A 6,805-nucleotide genomic window follows, 5' to 3' on the forward strand; every position below is an offset into this window, starting at 1 on the left:
CTCGGCCTCCGACGGCGAGGCGTGGTTCAACTCTGGCGCGAAGGCGGGGGGCGCGCCACCCTTCGGCATGGCTCTTCCACCTGTCTTCCACCCGCACGAAAGGACCGAGACATGCGGAGACTTGTCCTGGCCGCCGCCCTCGCGCTGGGCCTGGCCGGAACGCTCGCCATCGGAGGCGCGGCCCCGGTGAGCGCGCAGGACTCGCAACTGCTCGCCGTGGGCGAGATGGCGCCGGACTTCGCGCTCCCGGGCGCGACGCGATACGGCGCGCTGGAGAACCCGATCCGCCTCAGCGACTACCGGGGCGAGACCGTCGTCCTTGCCTTCTTCTTCAGAGTCAGGACGCGTGGCTGAACGGTTCAGATGAGAGCGTACCGTGATCAGTACGCAAGTGTTTTCAACGAGGGCCGCAACGTGGTCCTCGTCGGCATCTCGAACGACCCGGTCGACGAACTCGCCTCATGGCTGAAGGACGAGGACTTCCCCTTCCTGTTCGGTAGCGACGCGGACAACGACGGGGGGACGTACGTCGCCTTCGGCGGAGGATTGAGAGACAGCAACGCGGTGGACAGCCGCGCCGTGATCGTCGTGGGCCCGGACGGCCGCATCGCGGGCGTGATTCCGAGCTTCAATCAGGTCGACCCCGCCGCCTACGACGAACTCGCCGGCATCATCGACGAGGTGACGCCGGAGCCTGTGGACCCGTAGCGGAACCTGCAGCAGAACCCGTCGCAGAATCGACAGCGAGGATTCCGGTGACGGCCCCGACGAGATCCTGGTCGGGGCCGACGCCGGTGTAGGCCACCTTCCCATCCGCGTCGAGGATGACGACGATCGAGGTCGTGGTCGCCGAGTAGGCGCGCACCGCGGCGCCGTCCGCATCCCACAGGTAGGGGTACTCCGCCCCGTGCCCTTCCGCGTGTCGCCTCACGCGGCGCAGCGACTGGGCCACCGCCACGGCAACGGCGACGACGTTGACCCGGTCGCCGAAGTCCGCCTGCACCTGGTCGATCTCGGGCTGCAGCCCCTCGCACTGTTCGCACCACGCGGCCCAGAACTCGATGAGCGTGGGCTTGCCGGCCGCGTAGTCGAGGAGTTGGATCTCGTTGCCGTCCAGATCCTGCAGCGTGGCGTCCGGCCCCTGCGTCCCGGGGGCGAGGCTCACCTGCCCCGCGCCCGCCTGCGCATGGAGCGGACCCGCCGACAGGAGGACGGCCCCGGCGATCGCAGCCAGCGCGGCGAACATCGCGCGCGCCGCGAACGTGGCGACGTGTCTCGGTTTCGCGTTCACATGAAGTATCCCGCCCGGATGAGGTAGAACTGCGCCATCCCGATCATGATGACGGCTGCGGCTCGTTTCATCCAGATCATCCACGTCCCCGACTTCGGCAGCACGGCGAGCGTCCCCGAGAAGAGGCCGACGGCGATGAGCACGGCGGTCATGCCGATCGAGAAGGTGAAGAGGTAGACGAACCCCATGAGCCCGGCCTGTTCCGCGACGACCCAGGTGAGGACCACGGCGAAGGCGGGCGCCCCGCACGGCGCGGCCACGATGCCGGACGTCGCCCCGAGGAGGAACACGGCACGGTACGATCCGCCGCCACGGCTGCCCGCCCACGCGAGGAGCCGCTTCGGCACCGGGACGGGAAAGACGTCGAGCATGAACAGCGAGAAGAAGAGGAGGAGGTTTCCGGTCGCGAACAGGGCCCAGAAGCTCGCCCCGATCGAGCCCAGGACGGTGCCGCTGAGCCCGGCGATGACGCCGAGCACGGAATAGAGGAGCGCCAGCCCCAGGGCGTAGATGAGCGTCAGGCCAACGGTGCGCCTTCGCGACTGGGCTTCGCCCGCCGTGCCGGAGATGACGGAGAAGGTGATCGGAATCATCGGCCAGATGCACGGGTTCGTGCTCGTGAGGACCCCCGCCCCGAAGAGGGCGGCGAGCGCGAGGAACGGGTTGTCGGAGAGCGCGGGGAGGAGTCCGCCCGCCGGCTCGACCTGCAGCGCCGCGAGGGCGACCGCCTCGACGGCGCCCATTGCGACGGCGCCCGTTGCGAGCGGTTCGATCACGGGACCAGCGGCTGGGTCGGCGGGCCGCCGAAGACGATCACGCCATCCTTCACGACGAGATCGATGTTCCGCAGGTCGGCGATGTCGGCCAGCGGGTCTCCGTCCACGAGGATCAGGTGCGCGCGCCGCCCCGGCTCCACGGTCCCGAAATCGTCCTCCTTCCCGAGCCAGCGCGCGCCGTTCGCGGTCGCGGCCCGCAGGATCGCGGCGTTCGGCACGCCTGCCGCCGCGTACGCCTCGAGTTCGTTGAACAGCCCCACGTTGTCCGTGCCCGCGAGCAGCGGGACCCCGGCCTCGACCGCGCGCCGGACGAACTCGCCCATGCGCTCGTACGCCTGCCGGGCGTTGTGGAACCCTTCGAGCGAAAAGCGCGAGCGGTCGCCGTCGTCGACGTCCTGGATGTAGAGAGTCGGATCGAGTCCCGTCTCGGTCTCGGCCATGAGTTCGAGGAGGGACAGGACCTCGGGGCTCGCCGGATCGATCTCCCGCCAGTCGGCCTGCATGCGTCCGACCGGGTTCCGCCCGCCGTCGAGCGACATGTCGCGTCCGTCGACCTGGATCTCAAGCGGGAGGAAGTCGCGCCACACGCGGATGTGGTTGAACCCGCTGATGCCGGCTTCGATCGCCTGCCGCCAGCCCGTGCGCACCCCGATGTGGCCCGTGACCGGGAGCCCCTGCACGCGCGCCTCCGCCACGACGGCGGCGAGCACGTCCGGGTCGAGGAGGAAGTACGCCTTGAGCAGATCGACGCCCTGCGCCTTCAGCGCGCGGACGAGCGCCGGAGCGGCTGCGGGGTCGTCGATGCTCACGTCGACCAGGGGGTGGTAGCCGGCGGGGCCGTCGATCAGGGGGCCGGCCGTGTACACGTCGGGGCCGGCCAGGACGCCGAGACGCACCGCGTCCTTGAAATCCATCGCGTCCTGGATGGCCGAGCCCGGGTCGCGGATCGCGGTGATGCCGGCGGCCAGCAGGTCGGCGCCGGCGAGGGGCTGCCAGTAGTGGTAGTGGTTGTCCATCAGACCCGGGAGCAACATGCGGCCGCCCCCGTCGATGACCGGCGTGCCCGGCGCCGCCTCGGGCGTCCCTCCGTCTTCCCCCGTCCGTACCTCGGCGATCCTGCCGTTCCGGACCAGGACCGCCGACCCGGGCACCGCCTCGTCGCCCGTGCCGTCGAACAGGCGGACGTTGGTGATCAGCAGGTCGTCGGCGGGATCTCCGGCCACCTCGAACCGGGCCTCGAAGGGAATCGGCGTGAACTCGCCGCTCGCCAGATCGAGCCGCTGCAGCCGTCGTCCGCCGAGGACGAGCAGCCATTCGCCGGACGGATGGAACGCGAGCTGCTTCTGGTCGAAGGCGCTCGCGAACCGGTGCTGTTCCCCGGCAACCGACACGACGATGTGGTCGAGACCGTTATGCGTCATCACGTGTGCGCGGCGCGTGCCCTCCGAACTCCAGGCCACGGCCATCTCCCGCTCCGGCGTGTCCGTGACCCGTTCCAGCGACATCTCCTCCAGGTCGAGTTCGTACAGGTCCGTGCCGTCGAAGCGTCCCGTCTCGAGGAGGATCCGGCTCCCGTCCGGCGAGAGCGCGAACGACCACTCGTGCCAGCTCCGGGTGTGCGTGATCTGTTCCGCCTCGCCGCCCGCCAGCGGGATCCGCCACACGTGCGCCTCGTACTGCGAGCGGTCGTCGACGAAGAAGAGCTGGCTCCCGTCCGGATGAAACTGCATGTGCCCGACCGACCCCGGGACGGCGTGCAGGAAGCGGACACCGCCGGTGGCCATGTTGCGGACGAGAATATCGGCGCCCTGGCGGGATCTCGCGGCGTAGGCGAGGAAGCGGCCGTCCGGCGACCAGGCGGGGCGCGTGTCCCACGAGGCCCCGTCCGTGAGCTGGCGCGCCGGGCCGCCCTCGGCGGGAAGCGTCCAGATCTTCCCCAGGATGGAGACGGCGATCCTCGACCCATCCGGCGAGAAGGCGGGATCGCGGGCCCCGATGTCCACAGTCACGTACGACTGCGCCTGAAGCGGCCCGGTTCCGGCCGCGATACCCGCCACGACCGAGAAACCCGCGACCGCCGCGACGATCCCGACCCTCCGCCTCATCCGCGCGTCGATCATGGGACCAGAAACCCCGACAGATGTCCGTTCAGTTCCAGGTACACCCGCCGGATGGCACGCAGCTTCTGGCTGTCCCGCAGGGACCACTCCTCGATGTCGCCGAACGAGACCGCCTCCGCCGCCTCCTCGGCGCTCAGCCCCTCGCCGTGAAGCCGCGTCGCCTCCTCCACGACGGCCCGCACCGCGTCCCGGAACGACACCAGCTCCGCCTCAAGGACCGCCGGCGACTCCATCACCCCGTGCCCCGGCACGTACACGTCCACGTCCATCTCGATCGCCCGGTCCAGCATCGCCACCCACTCGGAGGGGTACGCCGAACGCATCGCCGGGAAGATGTGCTTGAGGTACGTCTCGCTCATGAACAGCACCTTCCCCTCGGGCAGGTAGACCACGAGGTCGCCGCCCGTGTGGGCGCGGCCGAGGTGCAGGAGCCGGATCTCCCGGCCGCCGAGTTCGAGCACCGTATCGTTCCCCACGATCTCCGTCGGGACGACGACCGGCGGTGCGTCTTGCGGCCGGTTGGGGTTCGTCGCGCTCGCCTCCAGGATCGCCGCCGAAGTCGGGTGCGCGAAGAAGCGCGCGCCCGCCGGAAAGGCCGAGTTCCCGCCCGTGTGGTCGCCGTGGTCCGAGGCGACGACGACATGCGTGATCGGCCGGTCGGTCATGTCGGCGACGGTGTCGACAAGCCGCTGCGTCTCCTCGGGATTCTCCTGCCCGTCCGCGACGAGTACCCCCTCCGGGGTGATGACGATGAGGCTCACGGTCGTGATGACCTCGCCCCCCGTGGGGTGGATCTGCTCGTACGCGTACACGTCCTCCGCGATCTCGATCACCCTCGGATAATCCGCGTCCGTGAACCCGTGCGCGTACGGATCCGAAGTCGCCGGCCCCGCCGCGGCAGCGTCGTCGGCTGCGCCGGAATCGGCCGCGGCCGTCGCCGTGTCCGATGAGGTCTCGTCGGGCGCAGCGCAGCCGACGAGCAGCGGAAGAGCGAGCCAGGAAACCGGGGAAGAAAGCCGCCGACCCATCTTCAAACCTCCGTCAGACGAGAGAACCCGACCTGAATCTTCTCCCCGGGAGGGACGCGCCCGCCAGACCTCCACAGCGTGGGGTAACCCGTGCAGTTTTCCGGGCCGCCGTTCCGTCGAGGTTGAGGATCCCCCCTGATCCCCCCCAAATTGGGTGATTGCCTGCCGCCCAACGGGAGGTGCGCCATGACAGGAGAGACTCGTCCGCGGCGGCGACGCTATCACCTTCCAGCCCACCGAAACCGAGGCAGCGGCAGTGTTGCGGCACTCGCAGGTCTCCTGGCCGTGCTGTCGTGCGGCGACAGCGCCACGGAGCCGCCGCCGCCGCGTCCGGAGCCCCCACGTCCGGAGCCGCCGCGTCCGACCGCGGTCCTGGTGAGTCCGAGTACCTTGCAGTTGGGCGCCATCGGCGAGACCGCCCGGCTCAGGGCCGAAGTACGGGACCAGAACGGGCGACCCATGACGGGCGTGACCGTCACCTGGGCGAGCAGCGACCCGGCCGTCGCCACGGTCGACGCGATGGGTCTGGTCCGCGCCGTCGCCGACGGCAGCGCGTCGATCACGGCGACCGCTGGATCGGCGACGGGCCAGGCCGCGGTCACCGTCATGGATCTCGATCGCGCGGTGCTGGTGACGTTCTATCGCGCCACGGCCGGCGAGAGCTGGAGGAGAAGCGACAACTGGCTGAGCGATGCTCGGACGGTCGTTTAGGTCACAACTCTATGTGGCACCTGGCGTTACATCGGCATACGCTAACCGCTGATCACCCTCGCAATCACCCTTTCCGCGCCGGGTAGCGTCACCCCCATTGACTGGCGCCGATCCCCCGTTCCCGGTCGGTCGTCCCATGAAACCCCGTCTCATCCGATAAGGTCTCCCTCGACGGACGCGGCTCGGCTCGTGGCGATGCGGAGTTGACGCGGAGGCCACCTCCTCAAGCTATCATAACAGGGAGGAGGACATGGCCACACCGCGGGCGAGGAGAACAGAATGACGAAAGCCGATCTCGTTGAGCAGGCCGCCGATGCGCTCCGAGGGCGAGTCACCAAGCGGGATTGCGCCTTGGTGGTGGATGCCTTCCTCGACGCCGTGAAGGACACGCTGGTGGGTGGCGACAACATCGAGATCCGGGGCTTCGGCACCTTCAAGGTGCGGCACCGCAAGGCACGCACGGCCCGCAACCCCAGAACGGGCGAGGCGGTGGCGGTTCCACCGCGTGTTGCGCCGGTCTTCAAGCCATCGAATCACTTCAGCAGCCGGGTGGGCCGTGGCGCTGGCGGATCAGGTACGGAGTAGCCCCACGGGTCGCCGGCGAGCCGTTGCTTTGCGTCCGGAGGGCTACGAAGCGGCCCTCCGGTTTCTCCGCCGTCGAGACGGCGTTGCCGCTGGCTTGACGCAGGCTAAGGGCGTCAAGCCAGCACACGCAGTGTTGAACACTGCGGCTGGCGAGGGGTGCTCCGCCCCCCTTCAGATCCCCCTTAAACTGCTTCCCCCGGTCCTTCTGGACACGGGCTCCAAGCACTTCCGCGTGGCGGCGTGAAGGCTGCGTGCCGCGACGGTCGCGCTCGACCCACCAAGCGCTGGCGACCT

At 69.6% G+C, this 6,805-nt stretch carries 8 protein-coding genes; 4 read left to right on the plus strand and 4 right to left on the minus strand.

Going from position 1 to position 6,805, the window contains the following annotated elements:
* Positions 1-111 precede the first annotated feature (111 nt).
* Positions 112-354: a hypothetical protein gene (locus tag RN743_RS06105; RefSeq protein ID WP_310777596.1), complete on the plus strand. Its 243-nt coding sequence runs from the start codon at positions 112-114 to the stop codon at positions 352-354.
* Positions 355-363: 9 nt separating this feature from the next.
* Complete coding sequence (locus tag RN743_RS06110) at positions 364-708, plus strand: redoxin domain-containing protein (RefSeq protein WP_310777599.1); 345 nt, start codon at positions 364-366, stop codon at positions 706-708.
* Here RN743_RS06110 and RN743_RS06115 read toward each other — a convergent pair.
* The 4 genes from RN743_RS06115 to RN743_RS06130 are packed head-to-tail and all read right to left on the minus strand — an operon-like array spanning position 671 to position 5,215.
* A complete protein-coding gene (locus tag RN743_RS06115; RefSeq protein WP_310777602.1) occupies positions 671-1,291 on the minus strand; it encodes a TlpA disulfide reductase family protein in 621 nt (206 codons plus the stop codon). The genes RN743_RS06110 and RN743_RS06115 overlap by 38 nt on opposite strands.
* Positions 1,288-2,067 (minus strand): cytochrome c biogenesis protein CcdA, encoded by a 780-nt coding sequence (locus RN743_RS06120; protein ID WP_310777604.1) that lies wholly within the window; start codon positions 2,065-2,067, stop codon positions 1,288-1,290. The genes RN743_RS06115 and RN743_RS06120 overlap by 4 nt, the downstream gene beginning before the upstream one ends.
* Positions 2,064-4,172: an amidohydrolase family protein gene (locus RN743_RS06125; protein WP_310777607.1), complete on the minus strand. Its 2,109-nt coding sequence runs from the start codon at positions 4,170-4,172 to the stop codon at positions 2,064-2,066. Before RN743_RS06125 ends, RN743_RS06120 begins: the two co-directional genes overlap by 4 nt.
* A gap of 11 nt (positions 4,173-4,183) precedes the next feature.
* Complete coding sequence (locus RN743_RS06130) at positions 4,184-5,215, minus strand: MBL fold metallo-hydrolase (RefSeq protein ID WP_310777610.1); 1,032 nt, start codon at positions 5,213-5,215, stop codon at positions 4,184-4,186.
* A gap of 375 nt (positions 5,216-5,590) precedes the next feature.
* On the opposite strand from RN743_RS06130, the gene RN743_RS06135 reads away from it, so the two are divergent.
* Both RN743_RS06135 and RN743_RS06140 read left to right on the plus strand, forming a co-directional pair.
* Positions 5,591-5,926, plus strand: coding sequence for an Ig-like domain-containing protein (locus RN743_RS06135; RefSeq protein WP_310777613.1), 336 nt, complete (start codon positions 5,591-5,593; stop codon positions 5,924-5,926).
* Positions 5,927-6,205: 279 nt separating this feature from the next.
* Complete coding sequence (locus RN743_RS06140; RefSeq protein ID WP_310755977.1) at positions 6,206-6,511, plus strand: HU family DNA-binding protein; 306 nt, start codon at positions 6,206-6,208, stop codon at positions 6,509-6,511.
* The last annotated feature ends 294 nt before the right edge of the window (positions 6,512-6,805 follow it).

It is taken from the genome of Candidatus Palauibacter scopulicola (genome assembly GCF_947581915.1).
Lineage (GTDB): Bacteria > Gemmatimonadota > Gemmatimonadetes > Palauibacterales > Palauibacteraceae > Palauibacter > Palauibacter scopulicola.